The sequence below is a fragment of the Endozoicomonas arenosclerae genome, assembly GCF_001562015.1.
GTDB classification, from domain to species: domain Bacteria; phylum Pseudomonadota; class Gammaproteobacteria; order Pseudomonadales; family Endozoicomonadaceae; genus Endozoicomonas_A; species Endozoicomonas_A arenosclerae.
Genome location: NZ_LASA01000051.1, coordinates 118,847 through 143,482, shown reverse-complemented (window position 1 = coordinate 143,482; position 24,636 = coordinate 118,847). Strand labels below are relative to the sequence as shown.

15 protein-coding genes are annotated in these 24,636 nt (G+C 48.8%); 5 read left to right on the top strand and 10 right to left on the bottom strand.

Features of this window, described 5'->3' with window-relative positions; genetic code table 11:
* Window positions 1-12 precede the first annotated feature (12 nt).
* From malQ to WG89_RS03770, 7 genes are all read right to left on the bottom strand, one after another.
* Complete coding sequence (malQ, locus tag WG89_RS03800; protein WP_062261475.1) at window positions 13-2,196, bottom strand: 4-alpha-glucanotransferase; 2,184 nt, start codon at window positions 2,194-2,196, stop codon at window positions 13-15.
* 157 nt (window positions 2,197-2,353) lie between these two features.
* Complete coding sequence (locus WG89_RS03795) at window positions 2,354-3,484, bottom strand: ABC transporter ATP-binding protein (RefSeq protein WP_062261473.1); 1,131 nt, start codon at window positions 3,482-3,484, stop codon at window positions 2,354-2,356.
* Window positions 3,485-3,525: 41 nt separating this feature from the next.
* Window positions 3,526-4,416: a maltose ABC transporter permease MalG gene (malG, locus tag WG89_RS03790; RefSeq protein ID WP_062261470.1), complete on the bottom strand. Its 891-nt coding sequence runs from the start codon at window positions 4,414-4,416 to the stop codon at window positions 3,526-3,528.
* A gap of 3 nt (window positions 4,417-4,419) precedes the next feature.
* The gene (gene malF / locus WG89_RS03785) at window positions 4,420-5,955 is read right to left on the bottom strand and encodes a maltose ABC transporter permease MalF (protein ID WP_062261467.1); all 1,536 of its coding nucleotides are present in this window, start codon (window positions 5,953-5,955) and stop codon (window positions 4,420-4,422) included.
* Window positions 5,956-6,029: 74 nt separating this feature from the next.
* Window positions 6,030-7,214, bottom strand: a complete 1,185-nt coding sequence (gene malE, locus WG89_RS03780; protein WP_062261464.1) for a maltose/maltodextrin ABC transporter substrate-binding protein MalE — start codon at window positions 7,212-7,214, stop codon at window positions 6,030-6,032.
* A 592-nt stretch (window positions 7,215-7,806) separates the two neighbouring features.
* Entirely contained in the window at window positions 7,807-8,991 is a 1,185-nt protein-coding gene (gene malE / locus WG89_RS03775; RefSeq protein WP_062261461.1) for a maltose/maltodextrin ABC transporter substrate-binding protein MalE, read from the bottom strand.
* 106 nt (window positions 8,992-9,097) lie between these two features.
* Window positions 9,098-10,108 carry a LacI family DNA-binding transcriptional regulator gene (locus tag WG89_RS03770; RefSeq protein WP_062261458.1) on the bottom strand — a complete coding sequence of 337 codons (1,011 nt, stop codon included), beginning with the start codon at window positions 10,106-10,108 and terminating at the stop codon, window positions 9,098-9,100.
* A gap of 308 nt (window positions 10,109-10,416) precedes the next feature.
* Here WG89_RS03770 and WG89_RS03765 point away from each other — a divergent pair, with 308 nt between their 5' ends.
* Window positions 10,417-11,823 carry a carbohydrate porin gene (locus WG89_RS03765; protein ID WP_062261454.1) on the top strand — a complete coding sequence of 469 codons (1,407 nt, stop codon included), beginning with the start codon at window positions 10,417-10,419 and terminating at the stop codon, window positions 11,821-11,823.
* 148 nt (window positions 11,824-11,971) lie between these two features.
* Window positions 11,972-14,140 carry a glycoside hydrolase family 31 protein gene (locus tag WG89_RS03760; RefSeq protein WP_062261451.1) on the top strand — a complete coding sequence of 723 codons (2,169 nt, stop codon included), beginning with the start codon at window positions 11,972-11,974 and terminating at the stop codon, window positions 14,138-14,140.
* Between the two features lie 58 nt (window positions 14,141-14,198).
* Here the strand turns inward: WG89_RS03760 and WG89_RS03755 are convergent, their stop codons facing one another.
* The 3 genes from WG89_RS03755 to WG89_RS03745 all read right to left on the bottom strand — a co-directional run bounded on the left by WG89_RS03755 (window position 14,199) and on the right by WG89_RS03745 (window position 17,014).
* Entirely contained in the window at window positions 14,199-14,891 is a 693-nt protein-coding gene (locus WG89_RS03755) for a hypothetical protein (protein ID WP_062261448.1), read from the bottom strand.
* A 79-nt stretch (window positions 14,892-14,970) separates the two neighbouring features.
* Window positions 14,971-15,930, bottom strand: a complete 960-nt coding sequence (locus tag WG89_RS03750; RefSeq protein ID WP_079253637.1) for an ROK family protein — start codon at window positions 15,928-15,930, stop codon at window positions 14,971-14,973.
* 157 nt (window positions 15,931-16,087) lie between these two features.
* Entirely contained in the window at window positions 16,088-17,014 is a 927-nt protein-coding gene (locus WG89_RS03745; protein ID WP_062261445.1) for a hypothetical protein, read from the bottom strand.
* Between the two features lie 569 nt (window positions 17,015-17,583).
* Here WG89_RS03745 and WG89_RS03740 point away from each other — a divergent pair.
* The 3 genes from WG89_RS03740 to glgX all read left to right on the top strand — a co-directional run bounded on the left by WG89_RS03740 (window position 17,584) and on the right by glgX (window position 24,614).
* The gene (locus WG89_RS03740; protein ID WP_062261441.1) at window positions 17,584-20,046 is read left to right on the top strand and encodes a glycogen/starch/alpha-glucan phosphorylase; all 2,463 of its coding nucleotides are present in this window, start codon (window positions 17,584-17,586) and stop codon (window positions 20,044-20,046) included.
* Between the two features lie 126 nt (window positions 20,047-20,172).
* Window positions 20,173-22,359: a 1,4-alpha-glucan branching protein GlgB gene (glgB, locus tag WG89_RS03735; RefSeq protein WP_062261438.1), complete on the top strand. Its 2,187-nt coding sequence runs from the start codon at window positions 20,173-20,175 to the stop codon at window positions 22,357-22,359.
* A gap of 62 nt (window positions 22,360-22,421) precedes the next feature.
* Window positions 22,422-24,614, top strand: a complete 2,193-nt coding sequence (gene glgX / locus WG89_RS03730; RefSeq protein ID WP_062261435.1) for a glycogen debranching protein GlgX — start codon at window positions 22,422-22,424, stop codon at window positions 24,612-24,614.
* Window positions 24,615-24,636 lie beyond the last annotated feature (22 nt).

The following is a 24,636-nucleotide window of genomic DNA, read 5'->3' as shown; positions in this document are numbered from 1 at the left end:
ATTGTGAACTGATCAGGCTTTACGACATTGCGTCAGGTTATGGAAGAAAGCCTTGTTCTCTTCGCGGCTAAAGAAACTTTCCAGATTCTCTGTCAGACGACGACGCCAGTTCGGGTACTCTGTACTGGTGCCGGGAATATTTACCGGCGTATCGATCATCATACAGTCTTCCAGTTGAATCCCGGCAATCTGTGAGCCGGATCGCGTCAGATAATAACTGAATCGTTCCATCAGCTGGCGTGTGAACTGTTCAGGGATCTGGTCCCAGGTATCAGATGGCAGCTCATTAATGGCTCCAAGCAGGTTGATGACTGCCTGGCGAGTGCCCTTACGACCCGCGCGCTCATCTTCCGCCCGTTCAGGGGTGAAAATACCCAGAGACTCTGCCAGGCCGATATCCTTTCCTGCCCACCATCCAGCCAGAGTAGGCGTATCGTGGCAAACCAGTGTGGCCAGGGCTTTCTGTTTGAACTGTTCTGGTAGTACATAGCTGTCACCTTCCTGCATGAAGATGCCCATCACGCTGGAATAAAAGCGGGCAGGTGGCAGACTGTCAGTAATTTCCTGTGGAACAGTTCCCAGATCTTCACCAAAGACCAGGCATTCATTCCTCCGGCTTTCCAGCTTTATAATGCCCAGAAGGTCCTGCAATGGATAATGGATATAAGCCCCTTCTGCAGCGCCTTTACCGTTGGGGCACCACCACAGGCGGAACAGACCCATGGCATGGTCAATACGAAGGGCTCCACAGTCCCGCATATTATTGCGAATCATGTCGATAAACGGCTGGTAGCGCCTTTCCTGAAGGGCTGCAGGGTTAAAGGGTGGCAGTCCCCAGTTTTGACCCTGAGGACCGAGACCATCAGGTGGAGCACCGGTGCTGGCTTCCAGACAGAACAGACGACGATCAGACCATACGTCAGCCCCTCCGCGATCAGCACCCACAGCCAGGTCACGATAAACGCCTACCATCATGCCAGCCTCTTTTGCAGATTGCTGAGCCTGGGCAAATTGTTCTTCAGCCAGCCATTGAAGGTATTTGAAATAGGTAATGCGTTCTTCGTTTGCCTTGGCAAATTCAGCCACTTCTTTACTATCAGGATCTTGATAGGCTTCTGGCCAGCAAGGCCATCCCCAGTTCATCAGATCCTGCTTTCTGAAATGCTCATAAAGTGCATTGAATACTGCAAAACGCTGAAGAGGTTCTCCATGTCGAGCACAATAAGCTTCGAACGTTTTGGCTCGGTCGCTGTTGGATGACAGGTGCTGCTCTCTGAAGTATTCATAGAGCTGGTCTAGAATTTCAAATTTCAGACTGGCTGTTTTCTCGTAATCAACGTAATCACAGGCTCTGGACTCCGTCAGTCTTTGCTGAAAAGTATCATCCGAGAATCTTTGCTGGGCTTCTTTGCACTCTTCAAACTCAGGCACGACCAGAGGATCGAGGTACAGAACATTGCCATACAAACGGCTGGAAGGGCTGTAGGGAGAGCAATGCAGGGGGTTATCCTGATACAGGGCATGGATCGGGTTGAGCCCGACAAAATGGGCACCGTTCTGACCCAGCTCAGTAGTCAATGTTTTGAGGTCGGTGAAATCGCCCATACCCCAGTTTCTTTCAGAGCGGACAGAATACAGCTGAACGCCTGAGCCCCAGATTTTTTCACCGTTCAGCAGTGATTCGGGTTCATAACAGGTCGCCGGTGCAATGATCAGGGAGCTGTCAGCTTTGAAACCTTTATCATTCAATTGAAGACGGTGGTAGCCCAGAGGTAAATCCTGAGGCAGAGGCAGATTGAATCGCAGGGTTTCAGACTTACCTGCAGAATGGCGTTCAACAACTTCCAGTGCAGACAGTTTTACCTCAATGTTTTGTTCCTCTCCGCTCTCCAGAAGCAGATGGACAACAATGGATTCCTTTAATTGTTTTTTCTTTAAATTAAGCGGTATTTCATAAGGTTTGTCATCGTGCAGTACGACCACTTCTGGCAGTGCATCTTGCCAGGGCTTCTCAATCAGCTGTTCAATTTCATACTGAACGGTCTTTTCGCTGCTCATATCAAAGCCAAGGGCTTCCAGCATGGGGGCCTTGTTTTCCAGGGCAATGGAAACAGGCTCACCAGCCCAGTCATGGTAGGTGCCTGGCATACCGGCCAGTTCTGCCAATTGATTAATCAATTCGGGTTTTAACATCATTCAAACCGTAAAAAATAGTTTTGTCCGGCTAAAGGGATGCCGCCACTTCAAAAAGGATTTGAAATGAAAAATGACGGCAAATTTGTTTTTCAGCAGTTGTTACTGACGGTTTGATGGAAGTTCTCTTGAGTGGGAGAAGCTTCCATCCCGTCAGCCTTTAATCAAACTGGGGAGCTCTGGTTCTTTGGAATGCCTGCCCATTAGCACCAAACAGGTGGCAACTTTCAGCGGGCAGCCCCACTTTGAATGACTCACCTTCTTCACGACGTCGATGGTCTTCTATCCGAACGGTGAAGGCTTCTACGATGGCTGGGTGATTGAGATAAACAAAGGTTTCAGTACCCAGTCTTTCCAGCGCATTAATGGTACCAGTGACATTGTTCTCTTCTGCATTGGTTAGTACATCCTGAGGACGAATACCCAGAGTGACTTTATCGCCAATAGCTGCATAAGAGGTGTCATTGTATGTCTGAATCATTTCTCCGGTTTCCAGCTTTACCTGAGTAGTTTCAGAACCAGTTGCAACAATCTCACCTCTGAAAAAATTCATTTTTGGAGAACCGATAAACCCGGCAACAAACAGGTTTTTAGGGTGATGGAACAACTCCAGGGGAGCACCTACCTGCTCCAGGTTACTTTCAGAGCCCTCTGCAAGAGGACTCAGTACCACAATCTTGTCTGCCAGAGTCATGGCTTCCACCTGATCGTGGGTAACATAAATTGCAGTAGTTTTCAGTCGGCTGTGGAGTCTTGCTAACTCCTGGCGCATTTGAACCCTGAGTGAAACGTCCAGATTCGATAGAGGCTCATCAAACAGGAACACCCTGGGCTCCTGAACAATGGAGCGACCAATAGCTACACGCTGTCTCTGGCCTCCGGACATGGCTTTGGGCTTTCTGTCCAGCAGGGGTTCAAGCTGTAAAGTTCGAGCGGCTTCTTCTACTCGCTCATTAATAACTTTCTTGTCAATTTTGGAAAGTTTCAGGCCAAAGGCCATGTTTTCTCTGACCGTCATGTGAGGGTAGAGCGCATAAGACTGGAACACCATGCCGACCCGACGTTCATTGGGTGGCATGTCATTGACTCGCTCCTGTTCAATGCTCAGATCGCCAGAGGTGATGTCTTCCAGGCCACAGATCATTCGTAACAGTGTCGACTTTCCGCATCCGGAAGGGCCTACGAAAGCAACGAACTCACCGTCGTTTATATCGAGATTGATATTCCTCAGAACGTAGCTTTTTCCGCCATCGTAACTTTTGTCGAGGTTAACCAGTTTTACTTCAGCCATAATCTTTTCTCCCGTTATGGGCACTAATCCAGATAATCCAATTAACCTTTAACACCGCCTGAGGTCAGGCCACTTACCAGATAGCGCTGGGCCAGCAGGAAGATCAATGTGATGGGCAAGCCTGTCAGTACAGCGGCAGCCGCAAAGTCACCCCATAAATAGTTCTGGGGGTTCAGGAATTGTTTTGAGCCAACGGCCAGTGTCAATTTATCCATGTCCTGCAGCAGGACTGAAGCCACAGGGTATTCGCCGATCACGCCAATGAAAGCGAGAATGAATACCACCGCCAGAATAGGGACAGACAAAGGCAGCAGGATATGTCGGAATGCCTGCCAGGGGGTCGCACCATCTATGGCAGCTGACTCCTCAAGGGCATTATCAATGCTTTCGAAGTAACCCTTGATCAGCCAGATATTCATGGTGACCCCGCCCAGGTAGGCGACAATCAATGCACCGTGGGTGTTGAGTCCCAGCCAGGGAATGAAATTACCCAGCTTGTCAAAAATGGTATGGAAGGCCACCAGGGCCAGTACGGCCGGGAACATTTGCAGAATCATCATGCTGGTCAGCATGCTCTGCTTGAAGCGGAACTTCAGGCGGGCAAATGCATAAGCACCGGTAGTAGACAGCAGAAGAATAAATCCTGATGTCAGCACACTGATTTTGATCGAGTTCCACAACCAGATCAGTACCGGGAAGGTGGGTTGAGTAATGGAGCCATCGGCGTTTTCCCAGGGAATGCCAAAGGCCATAGCCCAGTGTTCCAGACTCGGGTTATCCGGGATCAGGCTGCCAGTGGCAAAGTTACCTGAGCGGAAGGACACCGAAATGATCATCAGAAACGGGAACATGATGATGCAGATGAACAGGATCATGAACAGGCGGGCTGCCCACACTCGATACTTCAGATTTCGGGGTTGAACCATTGCCATTGTTTATTGCTCCTGCACGCTTCGGGTGGCTTTCAGGTTGGCCCAGGCGATGGCTCCAACGACCAGGAATATCAGGGCTGCGATGGCCGATGCAAGACCGTAGTCTTGTCCGTACTGGCCAAAGGCGATTCTGAAGGTGTAACTCACCAGAATGTCGGTTGCACCGGCTGGGGTCGTTGCTCCAATCATATTGGGCAGACCACCGGTCAGTAGGTTGATCAGGACAAAGTTGTTGAAGTTGAAGGCAAAGCTGGCAATCAGCAGAGGCGTCAGGGGCTTGATGATCATGGGTAAAGTGATGTTCATCAGGTTCTGAATCGGTCCCGCGCCGTCTATCGCTGATGCTTCATACAGGTCTTCCGGAATCGCTTTGAGCAGGCCCATGCAAAGAATCATCATGTAGGGGTAGCCCAGCCAGGTGTTGACCATCAGGATCATGCTTTTAGCCAGATACTCATTGGTAAACCATTCCGGAGAGATTCCGAACAGGGCTTCCAGAACCATGTTGATTTCACCGAAGTTCTGGTTAAACAGCCCACGGAAAATAAGAATCGAGATAAAGGCGGGAACGGCATAGGGAAGAATCAGCAGAACACGATAGATACCGCTTTCCTTAAGTGGCTCCCATTGAACCAGACAGGCCAGGAGCAGGCCGACAACAAGAGTGAAAACAACGGTCAGGGCAGCAAAAATAAGCGTCCAGGTGAAGATCTTCAGGAAAGGACCCTGAATTCCCGGGTCGGTCAGGACTTTGGTGAAGTTGTCCCAGCCAATGTAAATGGTGAAGCCCGGCGTCATTGTCTTGCCGTTTTCATCCAGGTAATAACCTGTTTCAAAGTCAGGCTTGGCAACACTGCCCGTTTGGTTATTGATCAAGGACCCCTCTTCACCCTCAGTAAATAAGGGGGCCATTGCTCCAAACTCGCGCAGGCTGGTCATGACCAGTTCACGGTTGTCTGGCAGAACTACGGTTAATTTCTTTAGTGAGGTGCGCATTTTAATGACATTGCGCATAGCCAGCTTGTCACCTGCAGGTTGAATGTCCTGGCTGGCATTGATACGAAGCTTTTCTTTGCTTTTGGCAAACCCTTCAGTGACAAAAGCACGGGTGTTGTCATCTTTATCAGTTAACTGAAGCTGGTAATTCTCACCGGACTGGTAAAGTGCAAGCGTATATTTATCGTCACCACTCTGGTATCGCTTGGCCAGATGAATCTGTTTGACCCGCTCGAAGGTCAGCAGGTTTGAAGAACTGTAATTGGTAAAAGCGACATTGACCGTATAGATCAATGGGAAAACAACAAAAAGGATTACACCCAGAAGGCTTGGGTATACATAACGGAAGTTGTAGGCTTTCTCAGAGGTAAACACCCAGGTGCCTATTCCTCCCAGCAGCAGAATAACCAGGGCAAAAGCGATTTCTCCCTGGGCATACATCAAAGTCACTACATAGAGCAGGGCCAGATCAATGAGCGCTACCAGCGCCCATTTCAACCCCTTGCCGGATAATACTGCGCCAGCAGCCCCAGGTTTTTTCATTGGTCTCTCTCCGGGTGTCAGCAAACGGCACTGCTTGCCTTTCAGGAATCAGTGCCGTTTATGTCTGGGGTCGATTAGTTGAGGATTCGCTTGGCAGCGTTATCCAAAGCAGCATCAACCTGTTCACGACCGGTAGAGATGTTGGTGAGAGCGGCTTCCATAGCAGACCAGAACTTGCCCATTTCAGGGACATTCGGCATCAACAGACCATTCAGGGCATTCTCGTAAGTAGCAGCAATGCGAGGGTCAGACTTGAGCTCTTCCATGAAGGCTTTATTCGCTACAGCACCCAGGGCAGTGTCCTTGTTCATGGTCTTCAGACCATCAACAGTCAGCAGATAGCTTTCCAGGAACTCTTTAGCCAGAGCCTTGTTAGGAGAAGCGTTACTGATGGTGGCACCCCAGACTCCGACAAAAGCTCTGGATGGACTTCCGTCAACAGACGGCAGTGGCGCTACACCATAATTAATGCCGCTCTTGTCCAGATTGGACCAGGCCCATGGGCCAGTGATCATCATGGCGACCTTGCCTCTGTTGAAGGAAGAGTCCATGACTCCGTAATCAACGCCACGTGGCAGAACGTCTTTTTCGATCAGGTCAGAGAACATCTTGGCGCCTTTCTTGGCACCTTCATTGTTCACACCTACGTTTTTAACGTCATAACCCATGCTGGTTTCCTTGAACACATAGCCACCGTTTGAGGCCAGCATTGGGGTGGTGAAGTAGGGCTGAACCTGATCCCACATGATGGTATCGACGCCTTTCTTGCCCAGCTGCTTGTCCAGGGCAAACATTTCTTCGAAGGTTTTGGGAGCTTCTTTAACCAGGTCTTTGTTATAAATCAGGCCAATGGCTTCCATGGCAATGGGGTAGCCGTAGATCTTGCCGTTCACACTTGTGGCTTGCCAGCCCAGGTCAACAACACCGGCCTTGAAGTCAGGAGAAGGTTTGATCTCAGACAGCAGACCGGAGGAAGCCCATTCGCCGTAACGATCATGGGCCCACATCAGAATATCTGGACCCTGTCCGGTAGCGGCAGCTTGCTGGAAGCGGTCAGTCAGGTTCTCAGGAATTTCCACCTTGACCTTTATGCCCATCTCTTCTTCGAACTTCTTACCAATCTCACGAACACCTTTGTAGGCTTTATCACCACCAATCCAGACCGTCAGTTCATCGTCTGAAAATGCCTGAGCAGTGCCTGTTGTAAGCGTCAAAGCCATTGTAGAGGCCAGTGCAGCAGCAAGTGCCTTCTTAACCATTTGTAGTCTCCTGACTGAATTTTGTATGGGGCAGCTTTCGGCGGCGCAAACAGACACATCCAATCATTGAAAAATGATGAGAAAAAAATATGGAAAAACGTGTGTCGGCTCAGCGATATCTGCGGTGAGGCTAATAGTTACACGGCTATGCTGTTGTTATCTGTGACTGGAATCAATGTGTAAACGTTTCCAATAGAAAGGGGTGGTTTCTTTTGATTTATGAAAAGGTTTCATAGCCGGTAAGAACATGAAACAGGGATATAAAAACAGGGGGTGAATCCACTTTATGGATCAGAGTGATATCCTAATATATTGATATTAAAGAATAAAATATAATTTTAAGAAACTTTATGAATCCCTGCTCAGGAAACAACGCTTTATATAGTGGGCAGACTTTTCTGATGGTTAGTGGGAGGTATTTGGAGGTTCCGATTCATCAAGCGTTATTTTACAGGAAGTCAGATTTCAGGGCTTCTTAGTGACTCACTGATAACCGATGTATTACTTTGAGTCGTAATTTTATGGGGCTGGAAAGAGAAAGGAAAAAGCCCTGTGGTAAGGGCTTTAAGATTAATAGGGCGCTTAAATGGCTTTAGTTCAGAATGCTTTTCTCGGCATTACTCAGGGCCACATCTACAGACTCACGACCGCTTGAAATGTTTCTGAAGGCGATGTCCATAGCAGTCCAGAACTTGAGCATTTCGGGAACATTCGGCATTAGCAATCCATTTCTGGCATTCTCATAAGTGGTGGCAATGCGGGGATCAGACTTCAGTTCTGCCATGAATGATTTGTCCGCTACTGCTCCCAGCGAAACATCTTTATTCATGGTTTTGAGGCCTGCATCAGTCAGCAGATAGTTCTCAAGAAACTCCTTGGCCAGAGCCTTGTTTGGAGTGGCGTTGTTAATGGCTGCGCCCCAGACACCGACAATGGCTCGAGCCGGGCTGCCATTAACAGAGGGCAGTGGCGCAACACCGTAGTTGATTCCGGACTTGTCCAGGTTTGACCAGGCCCATGGACCGGTGATCATCATGGCGGCTTTACCTTTATTGAAGGTAGAGTCCATCACCCCGTAGTCAGCCCCTCTGGGCATTACGTCTTTTTCAATAAGCTTTGAAAAAACGTCGGCAGCCTTACGAGCGTTGTCACTGTTTATTCCAACATTGGCTGTGTCATAACCCGTGCTGGTTTCTTTAAAGACATAGCCATTGTTGGATAGCAGCATAGGGGTACTGAAGTAAGGGTTACCCTGATCCCAGAGAATGGTGGTCAATCCTTTTTTACTCAGGTCTTTGTCCATTTCGAACATGGCTTCAAAAGAAGCTGGTGGTTCTTTAATAATGTCTTTGTTGTAGATCAGGCTGATAGCTTCCATAGCTACCGGGTAACCATAGTTTTTGCCGTTCACCTGTGTGGCCTGCCAGCCAAGTTCTTCTACACCCTCATGAAAAGACTTTGATGGCTTCACTTCTGCCAGAAGGCCGGATGCGACCCACTCGCCATACCGGTCGTGAGCCCACATGACAATATCGGGTCCCTGTCCTGTTGACGCAGCCTGTGGAAATCGATCAGGCAGGTTTTCGGGTGTTTCAACTTTAACCCGGATCCCCATCTCTTCTTCAAAGAGTTTGCCGACCTGTTCGACACCTTTGAAGGCTTTGTCGGCTCCAACCCAGATGACGATCTCATCTTCAGAAAAGGCTTGTGCGGTTGAGCTGAATACAGCCATGCTCAGTGTAGAGGCGAGAAGGACGTTTACTGTTTTTTTGATCATTGAAGAATCCTGAAGTATTCAGACGTTTGGCTTAGCCCGAGATGAATACTTTCAGAATTGTCTGTGAGGATTTGTGACTTGAATCAATGTGGAAACCTTTCCACAGTCAGGCCGTTTCACTCTGGCTGGCAGCTTTCGTGGTATTGCCCTGTTTGATCAGGACATCCAGATTAGCACCACGAGCTGGCTCGTTGCGAATGGCGTCAATCGTGAGGTCTGTTGTTTTTCGGGCAAGGCCTTCAATGTCCTGGCAAACAGAGGTCAGTGATTCATACCGGTCATTATCAATACCGTCATAACCCACCACCTGGATGTCTTCGGGCACTCTTTTGCCGGTGTCTGCCAGGGCCGTACAGATCCCGGTGGCGACAATATCGGAGAAGGCGACAAAACCATCGGGCCTGAGGCCAGACTCCAGCAATGAGCGAACTCTGCGATAGCTGTCTAATGCAGGAAGCTGGGTGCTGTTGGATACTTCAATCACTTCGGCAGGTATCAAACCCGCATCCAGCATGGCCTTTCGGTAGCCTTCCCTGCGAAGCTGGGAAACCTTGTGGCTGGCATCCAGACAGACATAATAAATAGTACGACAACCGTTGTTCAGGAGGTGCTGAGTAGCCAGATAACCACCCTGCTCATCATTGGAGGCAATCCAGTAACGATCCTCTTTCGGTTCACCAACATGAATAATAGGTGCGTCGATTGTTTCCAGGGCTTTCAGGCGACTGTCACTGTCATGGACACCGATGGTGATATAGGCCTTGGTCCGGGTTTCCAGCTCGCCGTTGTCGTCAAATTTGACGCGCTTGGCTCTGTAACCTTTTTCCTGAAGGAAAATTTTCAGAACTTCATACACTTTCAAGGCAAAGGGTGAAATGGTGCCAAGATCCAGACCCAGCAGAACGCCTATGGAGAAGTCTTCCTGACCATGCAGTTGCCGGGCCATGTAATTTGGCTGGTAGTTCAGGATCTTTGCGGCCTCCAGCACTTTTGTGCGTGTTGCTTCCGAGACGTACTTGCCGCCGTTTAGTACCCGGCTGACCGTTGCGATAGAAAGCTCTGCCTGTGCAGCAACCTGTAGAATAGTTGCCTGTCCTTCTGATTTTTTTCTTCCCATGTGACACGCTTTCAACCTAAACGGGCGGCAATAATAACGTAATACTGGAAAAGAATGTGAAGTTCAGTGTGTTTTTTTGATCTCGGTCAATGAGTGGCTCTTGTCGTCTTGTTCGTATTTAGGTAGGTATTTTTCTCAAAACCTTTTCAGATTGCCTGAAGGTGTCTTCAGCTGCGAACCTTGGTTACGCGTTTTTCACGAATAATTAACTTGTAAAAGATCTGGGCTGGGTACAGAACAAAACAAGCTCATCAAAAGATCACATGCAGGTTTGCAGCTGACACACATTCATCAGGGGGAAAGAAGCAGTGACTCATCGCTTCTTTAAAGTACTGCCTATGGCAGGTGCCGTTTCGGCGGCTATTTTTGCATCTCAGGGTTTTGCGGCAGACGCCGTTGAAGAAAAGACAACAACAGAAGAAGTTATTGAAGAGGTCGTAGCCAATCCTACTGACATTCTGACCGATGGCTGGACTGTCAACGGTTATGTCAGAACCGGCTGGCGAATTACCGACAACGGTGTTTCTACCGATTCCGAGTTTGGCAAGCCAGATTATGCGACAGCGGGAACAACTGGCCGTAACGCCAATCAGGTGGAGTTTGTTATTGGCAAGATGACTGAATTCCAGAACGGTGTTTGGTCTGAGCTGGGTATTCGTGCCGAGTACGGTAACGGTGAGTCTGCTTTCTATTCCTCACCGGGCAGTGAAAACACCCAGGATGATGGCCGGTTTGAAGTGAAAGAAGCTTTCATGAAAATTGGTGGTCTGTCCTATCTGCCGGAAGATGCCCATGTCTGGGCTGGTCGTCGTTATCTGAACCGTCAAGCGGGTCTGCTGTCCGGTGAATTCTGGAAGCAATCCTCCGGTGTGGGTTTTGGTTATGAGCAGGGTCAATCCGGTGTTGCTGTAGTCTCTGTTGATCCGGGTGAAAAGGACAACAAGGACAACATCGAAGAGAAAGTGGGTGATCGTGCCACCATGCACTCCATCGACTTCTACAGCTACGGCCATGAAGCACTGGGTGGTAGCTTTGACTATGACCTGAAAATCATGCTGCAGGGCAACAAGGGCAAGTTTGAAAAAGCCTACGGTGACAATGCTGCGACCAATGGCGTAGGCACCGCTATTACCTATAACCGCGATTACTATGGTCTGGATGGCTGGTCTACTACGGCTCTGGCTTATGGTACCGGCATGGCAGCAAACCGTGGTGTTAACTTTGGTGCCTGGTCCGGTCAGGCAGGTGGCGGTGCTGCCGACAATGAAGACGCCAGAACCCTGTTCTTTACTTCTTATGGTGTCCTGAACATCAACCCACAGTGGCAGATGGCTTCTGAAGTCACTTACCTGCACGGTAAAAACATCTGGGGCCTGACCGAAAGCGATGCGATTCCTGTGAAGGATGCTGAAACCGTTGATCGTCTGCTGGTAGCTGTACGTCCAACTCGTCGTGTAAACGACAACTTCCGTTGGGAATTTACAGCTTCTTACGGTTACGACAAGTCTAACTGGTCTGCTGAAACTACCACCACCGATTACTACACCGCAGAAATAGCGGGCGTGATCACTGTTAATGCAGACTACTTTGGTCGTCCACAGATCAAGCCTTTCGTGACTTACCTGTATAAGGATGCCAAAGACGGTTGGGGAGCTGACTTTGATAACGAAAAAGGTGTGTTCCAGTTTGGTGTAGAGGCTGAAATCTGGTTCTAAACCTGTCGACTCTTGTGTGACTCCTTATTGCCGGCGCTTTGCGTCGGCTTTTTTATATGCGTGTAATCGTTTACAGCGTTTCCATTCTCGACCTGAACTCCTGGCTAGACCATCATCTTCTCACCCTTCATCAATCCGGGTATTAATCATGCCGTTTTCCAATACTTTGTCGTATACAGATTCGGTGCATTGCTTCCGTTCTGGCCAACCCTTCAATACAGAGGCGGTGGTCGCAACTACCGATCGGACAGGACCAGGCCAGCCGGTCTCCTTTTCGGTCGAAGAAAGAGACAATGCACTGATTCTTAGCAGGGAGCTGAAGCCCGCTGATCAGGTCTTTGGTATGGGGCAGAGTATGGGCGGTCTGAATAAACGCGGTCGCCGTTTCAGCACTTGGTGCTCGGATGATCCCAGCCATACACCGGAAAAAGAGTCGCTGTATGGATCGCACCCTTTTCTGATTGTGGATGGTGAGGATACTTTTGGCCTGTTTATCGATTATCCCGGCGAGATGTTTTTTGACATTGGCTATACCCAGCCGGACCTGCTGGAAATTCGCATTCCCTCTTTGGATGTCGATCTTTATGAGTTCACTGCCAACGATAAAAAAGCCATAGTTCGTGACTTCAGAAAACTCATAGGTAAACCCTATGTGCCACCCCGCTGGGGCTTTGGTTATCAGCAGTGCCGCTGGTCTTACCCTGATGCCCAGCGAATCGATGAGATTGTGGCAGGCTTTCGTGACAACGATATTCCTTGTGACACCGTCTACATGGATATTGATTACATGGTGGACTTCAAGGATTTCTCCATCGATGAGCATAAGTTTCCCCGCTTTGAGAGTTGGGTGCAGGATAAGCGAGCCCAAGGTATACGACTGATCCCGATTATTGATGCCGGGGTAAGAATTGAAGAGGGCTACGATGTTTATGAGGAAGGTCTGGAAAAAGGCTATTTCTGTAAAGATGAGCAGGGCGAATTATTCCGTGCTGCTGTCTGGCCCGGGTTGTGTGCTTTTCCTGATTTTCTGAAACCTGAAACCCGTCAGTGGTGGGGGCATCAATATAAAACTCTGACGGATCTGGGCATCGAAGGTTTCTGGAATGATATGAACGAGCCGGCTCTGTTTTACTCGCCTGCTGGGTTATCCAAGGCCATTGATACCGTGTCAGCAGCCAGAGACAAGAATATTGGTATCTATGAATTCTTTGGTCTGAAAGACAGTATTTTGAACATGGCCAATAGCCGGGAAGATTACCGCAGCTTCTACCATGAGCCTGAGCCAGGTGTTCGTGTCAATCATGAGCAGGTTCATAATCTATACGGCACCAACATGACCCGTGCAGCCTATGAAGGGTTTGAACAGATCGATCCCGATAAACGATTCCTGATGTTTTCCCGTGCTTCCAGTGTTGGTGCTCATCGTTATGGGGGAATCTGGTTTGGTGACAATCACAGCTGGTGGGAGCACTTGAAGCTGAACATGCAGATATTGCCCGGGGCTAATTTCTGTGGGTTCCTCTATTCCGGTTCAGATATTGGCGGGTTTGGCGCCAATGCCAGTGCTGAGCTGGTTGTGCGCTGGACTCAGCTGGGAGTTTTCTCACCCTTGATGCGCAATCATGCGGCCATGGGGACTCGAGATCAGGAGCCTTTTGCCTTTGATTCACACTCCATGTCGATCATGAGGGAGCACATTAAGCTGCGCTACCGGATGATTCCTTATTTGTACTCTGAATACATGAAAGCAGTGGATACAGGGGATGCATTATTTTACCCACTGGCTTTCGAGTACGACGATGATCGCTCCAGAAAAGTGGAAGATCAGTTGCTAGTAGGCAGCTCTCTAATGAATGCCCCGGTTTATGAGCAAAATGCCAGAGGCCGTTATGTATTCCTGCCAGAGGATATGTTGCTCTGGAAAGTCCGCCATCATGATGCAACCGATGCTCAAATACTGAAGAAAGGCGATCACTTTCTGGAGCTGCCTCTCGAAGAGATGCCAGTATTCATCCGGAAAGGTTGTATGCTGCCACTGACCGAAGCCACTTCCTGGGTCGATGAGCGACAGCCTGAAATTCTGGAAGTACTGGTGAATCTCGATCAGGGAGCCTGCTACGAATTGATCTACGACGATGGCATCAGTCAGGACTGGCAGAAGGGTATTTACGACAGTTTGTTGTTAGCTGTGAATCGAGTTGATGGCGAACTGATCGCCACTGCAGAGGTGACCAGGGGGCAAGTGCCCTGGAGTACCATCAACTTCAAGATTTATCAGCAGAATGGTTCTGTCGTTGAGAAAAGCGTCCTTCTGTAAGTTGATAGAAGACGTGATGTTATCCGGCACACTGATGTTGAGTTTCCTATTCAAATGATCAGTGTGTCAGGTTCCGGGTTTTGTGAATAATGATACCGATCGCCGTTGTAACTATGACGATCCCCACAAATAGAAGTCCTCCTAGTACTGTAGTAACTACAGTAGGTACCACAGGGAAAGAAGAGTCGTCAGCATTAGGGTTTGGTTCACAGCACAGGATTGTGCCGTTGCCCATATCGGTCTCAGTCCCATTGGTGGTATTCATCTCTATGATCTGACGAGTGTCACGGCTTCCGGCAAAATCCTGATGTCGAGATCCCGGAATCAGACAGATATCGGTTATCACAGAGTCATTTGAACGGTAGCAGAGCTTCCCGCTGTTTTTATACCATTGCCACTCAACACTTTTATCGGATAGTTGAAGCAATGCCTCGTAGAAAAGTTGAGTTGATTTTACGTCTGGCAATAAAGGCATAAACTCATGACTCTGCCTGGTTCGTCCGTTGGACAGCAGACAAGCGTTCGTAGCCGTAGAGATTAGTCCCAGAGAGTTGTCGGACAGGCAGAGCTGTACAAGAGTCTCATTATCTGCGTTGGGGATTGAAGCCTGATCGAGGAGAGTCAGGTTCTCTTCATTTTGTAAAAGGTTCAGGTATTCACCGGCAACTTTTGACAGAGGCGATTGAATGGTGGCTGCGAGAGTCAGAGAGGGCAAAAGACTGGAAAATAGCAGTACAAAACACTTCTTCATTTTCCTTCTCTTATTCAAGAGTGAAAAATAAATATTAGTACGGTTTAATTTTCTCAGCCTTTCACGTCTGGATAAATATCTACAGCCAGGCAGCACCCCTCACTCCAGAAGAGTCTCCGTGTTTTGCCTGAACGATTCGGGTATTTAATTGATCCGAGAAAACGTATTGAGACACCACGGCCGGTAGATCTTTGTAGAGTGTTTGAATGTTCGACATGCCTCCCCCCAGTACAATCACTTCAGGGTCAAAGATATTGATCACAGAAGCCAGTGAGCGAGCCAGTGTATCGACATAATGGTCGTAATGACTTATGGCTTCAGAGTCGCCCTGTTCAACCTTTGCCATGACAGATTGGGCATCAGGGATTTCGTTAAGGCTCAAGCCATGCTTTTCTCTGAAACGTTTTGCCATGCCCGTACCGGATGTAAAGGTTTCGATACAGTTTTTACGTCCGCAATAGCAAGGCTGCTCTGGACCATCCCGATCTTCATGATAATAGGGGAGGACATTGTGTCCCCACTCTCCAGCAATAGCATTTGGGCCCTGGATTAATTGACCGTTATAGACTAATCCTCCGCCACATCCGGTTCCGATAATAACGCCAAAGCAGCTTCTGGCACCTGCTGCTGCGCCATCAGTGGCTTCCGACAGGGTAAAAGAGTCAGCGTCGTTGGCCAGTTTCACACTTCTACCAAGGCGCTGTTCAAGATCTTCGGCCACTGTCTGGTTATTCAGATACAGGGTGTTGGCATTTTTCATTCGGCCGGTATCCGGACTCACTGCTCCTGGCAGACAGAGTCCGATATTACTGGCCTGACTATAATGAACCTCGGTTTCACTGATCAGTGACTGAATGCTGTTCAGGAAATCAGGGTAATTATCAGGAGTGGGCCGACGTTCACGGTGAATCATGTCACCGGAGTCAGACAGCACAACAATTTCAGTTTTGGTTCCACCGACATCAAGACCAAATCGCACGAAAATTTCCCTCACCTGCTTTTGAAGCTGCTCTTTGAGAATACAGGAAGGCTGACTCATTTACTGCTTAGGATTTGTCTCAAAATAAGTTCCCTATTTTTACACGGATTCCGTTCACCCTGAGCTTGTCGAAGGGTCGTGGTGTTGGGCTTCGACAGGCTCAGCCCGAACGGGTTTTGATAGGGTCTCAACAAGAAAATTAATTTCAGACAAGCCTTTATTGGACTGTGCACTTTTTCTTGCTCTGAAAACTTTCAGGTTCTTCAAGAATCTCAAAGTCGCTGTCACTGCTACTATCAGAGCCTCCTGTATCCTCAAGATCGACCGCTCTGGTTTCAGGAATGGGATCTGGAGTTCCCTGAGTCTTGATAAGAATAACGTCTTTACTGCCCTCAAAATGAGGGAGCTTTCCCCTGGTATAAAAGTCGGAAGCTGGAATGGAGTAGGACTTGTCCCCCATGGGAATCTCGATATAAACCCTTCGGACAAAGGCGTTTTCTTCATCGCCTTCAAAATCGGTATATTCTGTTTCATCAACCGGTGTTTTAAAGCCAACGATAGAAAGGTCAGGGAAGTCTTCCTTGAGCACATCAAAGAAGGCTTCTGTCATCTCTTCACCTTTTTTATCCCCGCATATGGCCAGGTCTATCCGTTTAACCGGAATGTTGTATTCACGGAAGAAGGTTTGAAGCGTGGTGGCAACGTCCCGGGCATCTTCAGAAATAGGCGTACTTTCATTGCCACCGCGACCATGGGCAAAACCGATAGTGGGTCTATCGGTACCTCCTCCATGAGCGGCAATGATGACTCTGCCATTGAAGTCGATACTGCTGGCGGAGGACCTCAATGTAGCCAGAAATCGCTGGGATCGACTGATTGAAAGTGTCTCTTCGCCCGTCATATGAGAGCTGAAAAGATACTCTGGGTTGATAGCAGAATAATCAATGAAACCAATTTGGAACTCATCCGCTTTCATATCGTAATCCCTGAACAGATTTTTGTTGCCCGTCCAGGTGCCTATCACCAATGGCCTGTCAGTGAAAGGCAGTCTATTGCCATCGAACGAAATGAGGTGGATGCCTGCTGTTAAAGGCGCTGCTGTGCAACATAAAACGAGAGCCAGATAAATTGAACGAAATTGCATGTTACACCTTGCAGTGTTTCTGCTAGATGGAGGGTACTGTTTGAGCTAAGTCGACGGGGTAAAAAGAACTATAACACTGCCCTGAGAAATGAAAAATGTGAATGGCTGTGAACTGCTGTTTGATTCTGCGCTATGAGGCACATGGGTTTGTCGGTCATCCCGAATAACTCCTGCTGTGATCAGGAATTAATTACTTAAAATTATACTGTCGTGTAAATGTTGGAATCGTTTACAGGCGGCAATCGCTTTCCATACCGCAAGCAACCAAGAATAATTTGCAACTAATCCGGAGTGACCGGAAATCAGAAGTATAATTATCCTCAGGTCATGCCATCCCGTTGGGTTAACGAACAGCCATGAACGGAATACGCCGACTTGTCGGAGACCTTCTGAAAACCCTCATAGGCAGGGTGTGTCAATCAGGTTGAACCATCGAGTGGCAAGCTCCTGTCATGGCGACACTATCACAAGGTACCACTAGGGTGCCTGACAGCCATGAGCGGCTGAAATAATTTTTTGCCTCTGATGGGCGAAGAATTTTTCATGGTAAATTTTGCAGGTGGAAAAACATGAGCGCAAACAAGGCAGGGCTAAACGATGTAATGCCCGTTCTGGACAGTGAAGATATTGCTCAGGGTATTGTTCGGCATCTTCATCAATCTCTTGGTGTTGAGTTCGATGAAGCTGGCCCTGCTGAGTATTGGGAAGCACTGAGTCTGGTTGTCCGTGAGATTGATCTGCAACGTATCCGCGCGACTCGCAATAAAGAGCGAGAAGGCAAAGCCCGCCGTATTTACTACCTGTCTCTGGAGTTCCTGGTTGGCCGTTTGCTGGGTAACAACCTCCATAATCTGGGTATTTTCAAGCAGACTGAAGAGGCTATGGCCAATCTGGGCATGCCGCTGGTGGATGTTCTTGAGCATGAATCCGACCCGTCTTTGGGCAACGGTGGCCTGGGGCGTCTGGCAGCCTGCTTCATGGACTCCATGACCACGCTGGATATGCCGGCTATGGGTTATGGCATTAACTATCGCTTTGGTCTCTTCCGTCAAAGCTTTGCCGGTGGCAAACAGGTTGAAACCCCTGACGGCTGGCGTGAGGACAGTTTCCCCTGGGGGATTGAAAGATCCAAGCGCAAGCAGCATATCAAGCTTTATGGTCGGGTAAGAGAGCATGCCGGTAAAGCAGTCTGGGAAGATACTCAGGAAGTTTTGGGTATGCCATGGGATGTGCCGGTAACCGGTTATGGGACCGAGACAGTTAACACGTTACGTCTCTGGGAGAGCCGGGCAGCTCACGGATTTGATCTGAACAGTTTTGATGCCGGCCGCTATCAGGACTCCCGTTCCCAGGAAATCAGTGCCGAGAATATCAGTCAGGTCCTTTATCCCAACGACAACCATCCTGCGGGCAAAGAGTTGCGTCTGATCCAGCAATATTTCTTTGTAGCCTGTTCGCTGGCTGATTTGATACACCGCTACAAGCGCGAAAATGAAGAAAGTCTGGACAAGATTGCTGAGAAAGTGGCCATTCAGTTGAATGACACGCACCCGGCAATTGCCGTGGCTGAATTCATGCGCATTCTCATGGATGAAGAAGATTTTGTTTTCTCCAGAGCACTTGAAATTACTCGAGAAGTGTTTGCCTATACCAACCATACACTCTTGCCGGAAGCATTGGAAAAATGGCCTCAAGGTCTGATTACCAAGGTTCTGCCTCGTCATATGCAGATCATTCATATGATCAACTATCACTTCCTGCATTCCGAGGTGGAAGCCCAATGGCCAGGTGATGACAATATGAAACGTCGACTGTCCATTATCGAAGAACCGGATCGTCCAGGGGATGATCAGATGGTTCGCATGGCGTTTCTGTCTGTTGTGGGTAGCCATAAAGTCAATGGTGTGGCGGCTTTGCACTCAAGGCTGGTTCAGGAAAAGCTGTTCCCTGAGTTCCATCAGATGTGGCCTGAAAAAATTGTCAATGTCACCAACGGTGTAACGCCCAGACGCTGGCTGGATTACTGTAACCCGGAACTGGCGGCACTGATTGATGAAACCATTGAAGGCGATTGGCGCAAAGATCTCTATAAGCTGGATGCCATGAAAGCGTATGCGGATGATCCTGCTTTCCAGAAACGTTTTGCTGCCATCAAACATGACAACAAAAAGCATCTGGCGGCCGTCATTAAAGAGCTGTGTGATGTAGACGTCAGTCCTGATGCCATTTTTGATGTGCAGATCAAACGTCTTCATGAGTACAAACGTCAGCAGATGAATTTACTGCACATTATGGCTCTGTACCGCAGGCTGCTGGACAATCCTGATCTGGATGTTCCTCAACGTGTGTTTATTTTTGGTGCCAAAGCGGCTCCCGGATATAAAGTGGCAAAAACCATTATTCATGCCATTAACCGTGTAGCAGAGCGCGTGAATAATGATCGTCGTGTCAAAGACAAGCTGAAAGTAGTGTTCCTGCCAAACTATCGTGTCAGCCTGGCAGAGAAAATTATTCCGGCTGCAGATGTGTCTGAACAGATTTCTACTGCAGGTTTTGAAGCCTCCGGTACAGGTAACATGAAGTTTGCCCTGAACGGTGCCCTGACAGTAGGGACTCTGGACGGAGCCAACGTTGAGATAGCTGAAGAGGTAGGTGACGATAATATTTTCATCTTCGGGTTAACGGTTGAGCAGGTATCAGAGCTCCGTCACCGCGGCTATAACTCAAGGGATATTTACAACAGCTCTGAAGAGCTGCGCAGTGTCATCGACTGGCTGGATTCCGGTGATCTTTGCCCGGAAGAACCGGAGGCATTCAGACCCCTGGTTGAATCCTTACTGGATCAGGGGGATTACTTTCTGACCCTGGCAGATTATCAGGCATACAGCGATGCCCACGAGCGAATTGTTGAAACCTGGAAGAAGCCGGAGCTCTGGTGGAAGATGGCGATCATAAATTCAGCCTCCATGGGCAAGTTCTCATCCGACCGTTCCATTCAGGATTACGGTAAGACTATCTGGAATATGGCCTGACAGAAGTAAAAGTGAGTGTCTATTTATAGATGCTCAAGCTTCCAGCGGATTCCTGCTTGGAGCCTTTCGAATTTCGAACAGGCTCCTATACTTCCTCAGACTGAGTAACCAGAAGCCGTTCCCTGTATGCCTAATTCTGTCGAACCGCTGATCGGTCATCTACTGGATAGCCGTTGTGCCATGCCCTTCCAACTCCTGGGTTTTCATGAGCGTTCTGAGGGTGGTGGTCTTCTGCTCAGAGTCTGGAGGCCAGACGCCAGTGCTGTCAGTGTTATCGCTTTTACTTCTGGAGAAGCGATAGGTGAAATGGTTCAGGTGGCACCAGGGTTGTTTGAACTGATACTGCCTGAGTGTTGCTCCATTTTTCTCTATCAACTGGTTGTCACGAATAAAGATCATCAGTCGTATACTTTGATTGATCCTTACCAGTTTCAATCCTATACGCTGAGCCATGTTCACCGGGAACCTTATCGCAACTACCGCTATATGGGCGCGCATCTGGTTTCCTTGAATCCGCAACCCAAGGTGACTATTGAAGGGGTTATTTTCAGGGTCTATGCCCCGAATGCACGAAGTGTCAGCATCGTAGGCAGCTTTAATGGTTGGGACGGCAGGATTCACCCCATGGCCAGCTCGGATGACGGCATCTGGCGCTTGTTTATCCCCGGCGTCAAGGCGGGTGATCTTTATAAGTATGAGATTCGCAGCCAGCAGGGCGACTTGCTGCCTCATAAGGCTGATCCCTATGGCTATTACGCTGAACAGCCACCGGGAAATGCTTCCATTGTTTATGACCATCTGGATTATGAGTGGGAAGACAATCGCTGGAAGCACCATGCCTGTCTCGACAGACCGGTCAGTATTTATGAGGTGCATCTGGGCTCCTGGCGCAAGGAGCAGGGCAAGAATCTGACTTATAAAACGCTGGCTGAGCAGTTGATTCCCTATGTGGTAGAAATGGGCTTCACGCACATTGAACTGATGCCGCCCATGGAGCATCCCTTTACCGGATCATGGGGCTACCAGCCGGTGGGTATGTTTGCGCCAACCAGTCGTTTTGGTAACCCTGATGAGTTCAAGGCCTTTATTGATACCTGTCATCAGGCAGGTATTGGTGTCATTCTCGATTGGGTTCCTGCCCACTTTCCTTCCGACCCCCATGGTCTTGGTCGTTTTGATGGTACGGCTCTGTATGAATATGCAGATCCAAAACGGGGTTGGCATCCGGACTGGCAAACCCATATCTATGATTATGGAAATCCTGAGGTCAAAGAGTTTCTGATCAGTAATGCCATGTACTGGCTGGATCGCTTTCATCTGGATGGGGTCCGTGTGGATGCAGTGGCGTCGATGCTTTATCTGGATTATTCCCGAAGTGAAGGCGAGTGGGAGCCTAATCGTCTGGGAGGAACAGAGCACATCGAAGCGGTGCAGTTTCTGAAAGAGTTGAATGAAACGCTTTATCTTCATTACCCTGATCAGGTTTCTATTGCAGAAGAGTCCACCAGTTGGCCAAAAGTGTCCATGCCCACCTATGACGGAGGATTGGGTTTTGGCTACAAATGGAACATGGGCTGGATGCATGACACATTGGATTATATGTCCCACGATCCGATACATCGTGCTCATCATCATTGGGAAATGATGCAGAGCATGACCTACCGCTACAGTGAACATTTTATTCTGGCGCTGTCGCATGATGAAGTCGTGCATGGCAAAGGGAGTTTACTGGGCAAGATGCCAGGAGATGAGTGGCGCAAGTATGCAAACCTCCGGGCATATTTTGGCTTTATGTTCGGCCATCCAGGCAAGAAGTTGCTGTTTATGGGGTCTGAAATAGGCAGTCCCCGGGAATGGGATCATGACGGTCAGCTGGATTGGGAATTACTCAATAAAAATCATTACAGCCAGGGGCTTAGCCAGCTGGTGAAAGATTTAAATCATCTGTATAAAACATATCCCGCTTTGTACAAGTCAGACTATGACCACAATGGCTTTGCCTGGGTGGTGGCAGATGACCAGCAACAGAGTGTGTTTGTATTTATACGGAAAAGCTTTTCAGGCTCTCCTGTTATGGTGGTCGCCAATATGACACCGGAAGTGAGACAAGATTACAGGATTGGCGTACCCATCGAGGGAATCTGGAAAGAAATACTGAATTCGGACGGACAGAGTTACGGTGGCAGTGGTGTAGCCAATAGTAAAGCCCTTTATACCGAGCATTACCATACCCATGGTTATGACTACTCGCTGGTGGTGACTCTGCCTCCTCTGGCGACACTGTTTCTGGTTCCGGATTCATGCGCAATATGACAACAGCCATGAGCTAATAACAGCCGTGTGCGAATTTATCGCCATGAGCCAAGAGAAGTAACGTGATCACTGATATTTCTGTTTCTGCGGGGTGCCCTGAGCTGCAAGGGGCAACACAGGTCAATGAAGACTTTCTACCAATAGCTGATAACGTACCTACAGCCAGTGAGAAGGCGATAGGGGTCAATTTTGCGGTTTATGCACCTGGCGCCAGTCAGCTTTATTTATGCCTCTTTAATGAAAACGATGAAGAGCAGCGGCTGGAAATGCTGCCTTCTGACCTCGGTGTCTGGCATCTGCTGGTCAAGGGTATAGGAGCAGGGCAACTTTATGGTTTCCGTGCGGATGGCGCCTGGTCTCCCTCCATTTCTCCCAGGTTTAATTCACACAAACTTCTGATGGATCCCTATTCCCGGGAAGTCAGAGGCCGTGTTCAGTGGTCTTCTGAACTGTTTGATTATCAATGGTTACCGCAGGCTGAGGACGGCGCCTACAAAGTTAAGAATTTTTCTTCTGCAGACAGTGCTGAGCAATGGCTCAAAAGCGAGCAGGACAGTGCTGGCTTTATGCCTCGCAGCGTGGTCAGGGAACACACTTTTGATTGGCAGTCGGTCAAAAAACCTGGCATCTCCCGTACAGACAGCATTGTTTATGAACTGCATGTAAAGGGGTTTACCCAGCAGCATCCCGATGTTCCTGAAGAACTCAGGGGCACTTATCTGGGACTCTGCCACCCTGGCGTCATCAAGTATCTTAAGGAGCTGGGAATAACAGCGGTAGAACTGTTGCCCGTCACTTCCATGGTGAATGAAGAGCGTCTGGAAAAGATGGGGCTCAGAAACTATTGGGGTTACAACCCTCTCTGCATGATGGCACCTGAACCTTCCCTGGCTATTAAAGACCCTGTCACTGAAATGAAGACAATGGTGCGCGAGCTGCACAGAGCCGGTATTGAAGTCATCATGGATGTTGTTTACAACCATACCTGTGAGTCAGGTCATGGTGGTCCAAGTCTCAGTATGCGCGGACTGGCAGAAAGTGATTATTACCTGATGGATAATCACAACGGACGTTTGTCTGCGGTCAATTACACAGGGTGTGGCAATACTCTTAATTTTGACAGTCCACAAACGCTCAAGCTCACTATGGACACACTTCGCCTCTGGGCAGAAGAGTACCAGATTGATGGTTTCCGTTTTGACCTTGCCCCAACTCTGGCTCGACAGCATCGAGACTTCCAGTATGACAGCGCTTTTTTCCGAGCCGTTCATCAAGACCCAGTGCTTTGCCGAACTAAACTGATTGCCGAGCCTTGGGATATTGGCCCCGAAGGCTATCGACTTTCCGGTTTCCCAGGTGAGTGGCAGGAATGGAGTGACCGTTTCAGGGATGGAACCCGAGCTTACTGGCGAGGTGATGAGGGTCGTCTTGCTGAGATGGGTTGGAGAATCTCCGGCTCTGAAGATGTATTCGGTAATCGTCGTCCATTAGCCAGTATAAATTATCTGTGCAGCCATGATGGTTTTACTCTGCATGATTTGTGCTCCTATGAAGAGCGCCGTAATCATGCCAATGGCGAAGATAACCGGGATGGTGATCAGCACAATTTCTCGAGAAACTATGGGGTGGAAGGAGAGACGGATGAAAGGGTAGTGCTTTCCCGAAGGTTGAGAGCCAGAAAAAATATGCTGGCCACACTGATGCTGTCCCGTGGAACGCCCATGTTGTTAGCGGGAGATGAGTTTGGTAACAGTCAGCTGGGCAATAATAATGCCTATTGTCAGGATGCGCCTTTATCCTGGCAGGACTGGAACTGGATGCAAGACAGCAGTGGTGATGGAGCTTTGTTGCAATCCTTTGTGCAACAGCTGATTGCCCTTCGTCAGACACATCCTTTGCTGGGAGGTTCCGGAGGGCGAAACGGAATCACCTGGTATGACCCTGATGGCAGTGTTTTGACTGAGGCCCAGTTAGGAGAGTTGGGGGGTGGCTGTCTTTGCCTGAAACTGACTTCAGAATCCTCGGGTACTGATGGTCAGTGTCTGTATATTTTGATAAATAATGAAGAGCAGGCCAGAAAAGTATCCTTGCCACAGACTGCATCGAGTCATGGTTCTGCTACAACCAGGGACAGGTGGTGGACTCGCTTGCTGGATACCAGTGCTGAGTCGTCTTTTTCAAGAGAAGCTTTGCTGACACGTGGCTGGTATGAGCTGCCAGCGAATACACTTGCGGTCATTGAAGAGCATTTCTGACAAAGTCATTCGGGTATCGCTC

What these genes read in the sequence shown, in the direction of transcription:
- malQ (WP_062261475.1), bottom strand. Translation starts at nt 2,196, where the DNA reads ATGATGTTAAAACCCGAATTGATTAATCAATTGGCAGAACTGGCCGGT.
- WG89_RS03795 (WP_062261473.1), bottom strand. Translation starts at nt 3,484, where the DNA reads ATGGCTGAAGTAAAACTGGTTAACCTCGACAAAAGTTACGATGGCGGA.
- malG (WP_062261470.1), bottom strand. Translation starts at nt 4,416, where the DNA reads ATGGCAATGGTTCAACCCCGAAATCTGAAGTATCGAGTGTGGGCAGCC.
- malF (WP_062261467.1), bottom strand. Translation starts at nt 5,955, where the DNA reads ATGAAAAAACCTGGGGCTGCTGGCGCAGTATTATCCGGCAAGGGGTTG.
- malE (WP_062261464.1), bottom strand. Translation starts at nt 7,214, where the DNA reads ATGGTTAAGAAGGCACTTGCTGCTGCACTGGCCTCTACAATGGCTTTG.
- malE (WP_062261461.1), bottom strand. Translation starts at nt 8,991, where the DNA reads ATGATCAAAAAAACAGTAAACGTCCTTCTCGCCTCTACACTGAGCATG.
- WG89_RS03770 (WP_062261458.1), bottom strand. Translation starts at nt 10,108, where the DNA reads ATGGGAAGAAAAAAATCAGAAGGACAGGCAACTATTCTACAGGTTGCT.
- WG89_RS03760 (WP_062261451.1), top strand. Translation starts at nt 11,972, where the DNA reads ATGCCGTTTTCCAATACTTTGTCGTATACAGATTCGGTGCATTGCTTC.
- WG89_RS03755 (WP_062261448.1), bottom strand. Translation starts at nt 14,891, where the DNA reads ATGAAGAAGTGTTTTGTACTGCTATTTTCCAGTCTTTTGCCCTCTCTG.
- WG89_RS03750 (WP_079253637.1), bottom strand. Translation starts at nt 15,930, where the DNA reads ATGAGTCAGCCTTCCTGTATTCTCAAAGAGCAGCTTCAAAAGCAGGTG.
- WG89_RS03745 (WP_062261445.1), bottom strand. Translation starts at nt 17,014, where the DNA reads ATGCAATTTCGTTCAATTTATCTGGCTCTCGTTTTATGTTGCACAGCA.
- WG89_RS03740 (WP_062261441.1), top strand. Translation starts at nt 17,584, where the DNA reads ATGAGCGCAAACAAGGCAGGGCTAAACGATGTAATGCCCGTTCTGGAC.
- glgB (WP_062261438.1), top strand. Translation starts at nt 20,173, where the DNA reads ATGCCTAATTCTGTCGAACCGCTGATCGGTCATCTACTGGATAGCCGT.